The sequence below is a fragment of the Lysobacter enzymogenes genome (assembly GCF_017168095.1).
GTDB lineage: Bacteria > Pseudomonadota > Gammaproteobacteria > Xanthomonadales > Xanthomonadaceae > Lysobacter > Lysobacter enzymogenes_D.
On the sequence record NZ_LXSD01000617.1, the window covers coordinates 1 to 3,549 of the forward strand.

4 protein-coding genes are annotated in these 3,549 nt (G+C 70.9%); all 4 read right to left on the minus strand.

Features of this window, described 5'->3' with window-relative positions; translation table 11 throughout:
- On the minus strand, nucleotides 1-163 hold a 163-nt coding region (locus A7A76_RS25995), incomplete at its 3' end, for an NmrA family NAD(P)-binding protein (protein WP_206413660.1).
- A 284-nt stretch (nucleotides 164-447) separates the two neighbouring features.
- The gene (locus A7A76_RS23900) at nucleotides 448-1,059 is read right to left on the minus strand and encodes a hypothetical protein (RefSeq protein WP_206413657.1); all 612 of its coding nucleotides are present in this window, start codon (nucleotides 1,057-1,059) and stop codon (nucleotides 448-450) included.
- Nucleotides 1,059-2,480 (minus strand): phospholipase effector Tle1 domain-containing protein, encoded by a 1,422-nt coding sequence (locus A7A76_RS23905; RefSeq protein ID WP_206413658.1) that lies wholly within the window; start codon nucleotides 2,478-2,480, stop codon nucleotides 1,059-1,061. Before A7A76_RS23905 ends, A7A76_RS23900 begins: the two co-directional genes overlap by 1 nt.
- Before the next feature lie 149 nt (nucleotides 2,481-2,629).
- On the minus strand, nucleotides 2,630-3,172 hold the full coding sequence (locus A7A76_RS23910) for a hypothetical protein (protein ID WP_206413659.1): 543 nt from the start codon (nucleotides 3,170-3,172) through the stop codon (nucleotides 2,630-2,632).
- Nucleotides 3,173-3,549: the final 377 nt, after the last annotated feature.

Genomic DNA, 3,549 nt, shown 5'->3' on the forward strand with positions numbered 1-3,549 from the left:
CCAGGGCCGCGCGCAGCTGCGGCTCGCGCGCGAGGTCGCGCACGGTGGCGCGCACGCGATGGCCGGCGGCGAGCGCATGGACGATGCAGCGGCTGCCGAGGAAGCCGGAGCCGCCGGTGATCAGGACCGTGGCGGGCGCGGCGTGGGGCGTGTCGTGATTCATCGCCGCAGCCTAGCGCAGGCGCCGTGGCCGGGGCGAGCCGAGGGGCGGTGCGGCTACGCAACTGCGCCACGAGAGGCGTCGTGGTTGCGTTGGCGCGGTCGCGGCTTGCGCCGCTCCTACAGTCGGGAGTGCGGGCGACGGATGTGTCCCGATCGATTCGCCGGCCGGCGATCTGCCTGTAGGAGCGGCGCGAGCCGCGACCGCGACAACGCAACTACGGCGATGGTCGCGGCGCAATTGCGTTGTCGCGGTCGCGGCTCGCACCGCTCCTACAAGGGGCGAACTTACTTCTTCGGGTCTTCCAGCAGCACGTATTCGCCCTTCGGGCCGGCGCGCTTGCCGCCGACGCGCGCGCACAGGGCGCCGTCGCAGCGGGTCAGCGCGCCGCTGCGGGTGGCTTCGACGATGTCGCGGGCGAAGTCGGCGCGCTGGATCTCGCGCATCGATTTCTGGATGTAGTACCAGCTGCCCCCGACCGCCAGGATCGAGCCGACCATCAGCGCCAGCACCGCCTTGTACAGCAGGATCTGCTGCGAGCGCTCCAGCGCCTTGCGCTGGTCTTCCAGCGCCTTGGCCGCGCGCTGGGCCAGCTCCACGCTCTCGCGCAGTTGCGCGCCGGCGCCGCCGAAGGCTTGCTCGACGCCGCGGCCGATCGCCTCGTGGGCCTGGTTCTGGACCACGCCGATCAGTTGCTGGGCCAGTTCCTGCGCGCCGGCGCCCATGCCCAGCGCGGCGCGGTGCAGTTCGTCGGCGCTGCGGTCCACATGCTGGACCGCGCGTTCGTTCTGCTCCTGCAGGTGCTGCGCGAACACCGCCAGGTCGACGGCCAGGCGCTTGAGGTCTTGCGCGTCCTGCACGGCCGGGACCGCCTCGGCGTGGAATCGTTGCTCGCTCATCACAGGCCCTGGCTGCGCGGCGCCGGGCCGTCGATCTGCGGCGGCGGTCGCTGCGTCTCGGGCGCGGCCTGCGGCGGCTGGCGCTGGGCGTCGGGCGCGGCCTGCGGCGCCTGTTGCGCGTTGAGTTGCTGCAAGCGCTCGCGCCCGGCCTGCCACGCTTCCTGCGACTGCGGGGTCTGCATCTGCGCGCGGGCGATGTTGCCGAAGTCCTCCGCCCGGCCCTCGCGCGCGGCCTGGACCATGCGCGCGAAGGTCTGGTCGATGTCGCCGTTCTGGCTGCGTCCGCCCGCGACGATCGACGGCTCGTGGCCCGGCGTCGGCCCGATCCGCACCGGGCTGCGCTCGAACTTCGCGCTCATCGCCTCGTCGATGGGCTCCTTGCGGGTCGGGTCGGCGACGCTGTGGTGCTTGACCTGCTCCTTGCTCGCGACCGTCTCGATCCGGTCGCGCTCGCCGTCGCGGAAGCCGAAGGTGGTGTAGAAGATCCGCGCGTCGGAGCGATGCACCACGTTGAGCCTGGGATCGGTCGGCTCGGCGCGCTTTTGCAGATACGGCTGGTCGCTGAGGCTGTTGAGGTAGTCCACCATCAGGTTGCCGCTGCGGATCGACAGCCCGTTGAGCTCGTAGCTGCCGCCGATGTTGCTGTGCGCGCCGCCGACGGTGACGTTGAGGAAGCGCTTGTCCTCGGTGTGGCCCTCGCGCAGGATGCTGGTCGACTTGAACAGGTCGCGGCGCTCGTCCTCGGCGGTGATCTGGAACGCCGACATCACCGACGGCGGCAGGCGCCGGTCGTGCTTGCGCGGCTCGCCGGTGCCGACCGGGTCGAACAGGCCGACCGCCTGCGGCACCTTCTCCACCTGCGGATCCTGCAGCGGCGCGTTGCGGTAGGTCGGCGGCGCGACGATGTTGCCGGCCTTGTCCTTGACGTAGACCGCGCCGGCCGGATCCTGGATGCCGCGCTCGTCGACCAGGCGCGAGAACGCGGCCTCCTGCTCGGCGCCGCGGCTGTAGCCGATGCCGGCGACGCGGATCTTGGCGTCGGGATCCTCGGCCTTCCACTGCTTGGCCTGTTCGATGAACTGCGCGTACATCTTCTCCAGGCGCGGATCGAAGCTCTTGCCGGACATCGCGTCCAGCCCGCGCGTCAGCGGATTCTTCTGCGTGCCCGGCCCTTCCACGTAACCCACCGCGATGTCGTCGCGCAGGCTGTTCTGCAGCTGCTTGGCGACCTCGGCCACGTTGGTGTGGTGCTTCGGGTCGGTGCCGTACATGCTGTTGCTGGTGCCGTCGAAACAGGCCACGAACAGGCGCGTGTGCGGATCCTTGGAATCGAGCAGTTTCGGCGCCTGCAACTGCGCCAGTGCCTGGCTGGCCTCGACGTAGCTGTCCATGTCGTGCTGCGTGGCGGGATAGGTCTTCACGCCATCGGGATTCTTGCCACCGCCCATCGCGAACTCTCCTTGATTCTGGCTTGCGGCGCCGGGCGGCGCGCAGGGGCGGCCGGCTTCGGCGGGGTCGCGGCGTTGCGGCGCCGCGTGCGGGATCGGGTTCCTGCCCTCCCGCGGGGCGCTCAGTACGTCTGCGAGTACACCCGCACCAGGTCGGCGCGGAAATTGCTGTTCGGGTTGGCCGGATCGAGCGGACGCTTCAACGGGATCATGCTGCGCATGTAGACGTTGATGGTGCGGTCGTTCACTTCCAGGATGATTTCCGGATCGTTGAGGCTGACGCCTTCGGCGACGTCGTCGCGCGCGACCTCATGGCGGATCAGCCCGTCGGCGAAGATCGCGGCGAGGTCGACGCTGGCGCGGTGCTCGCTCTTGTCCTTGGCCCGCCAGGTCACCTCGGCCGGGCCCGGGAAATTGGCGATGTCCAGGTGCGCGGCCTTCATCCGGCGCGGATAGGCCTCGCCGAACGAGGCCGAGGACGCGGCCTGGCGCTCGCGATCCTCCTGGCCGTGCGGGAAGCCGTTGTAGACGATGCTGCAGCCCCAGGTGTCGAAGCAGTAGCCGCCGAAGCGATGGCGCTGGAAGCGCAGCGGCCACTGCGCGGTGGTCACGGCCTCGGCGGTCGTGTCGGGGGCGGCGGAATCCGGGGTGGCGGAGCTGGACATGGCGGTTTGACATCCTGTTGCGGCGAATAGGGCAAGCAGCGCGGCGACGGCGCGGGCGCGGCGCGCGCGCGCCCGACGGGGCGGCGGTGCCGGGCGACGGCCGGGCGCGGACGGTTTGTCCATCGGGTCCCTCCCAAGGTTCCGGTCCCGGCGATGCCGGGTTCGATGCGGCCACGGCGCGCACTCCCCTGCGCGCCGCGATCGAGTGTCGCCGGAACACTCGGCTTCAGTTTGCACGCAATCGGCAGCAAGACTCAACACACCTGTCGCTATTTTCACGCCGGCGGACGCCAACGCGCGGCCATGCCCGCCGAATCGGCGCGCACGCTCGCCGCGTTGCCCGCGCTTCGCCGGCGCGGCGTTGCGCAGCGCCGGCA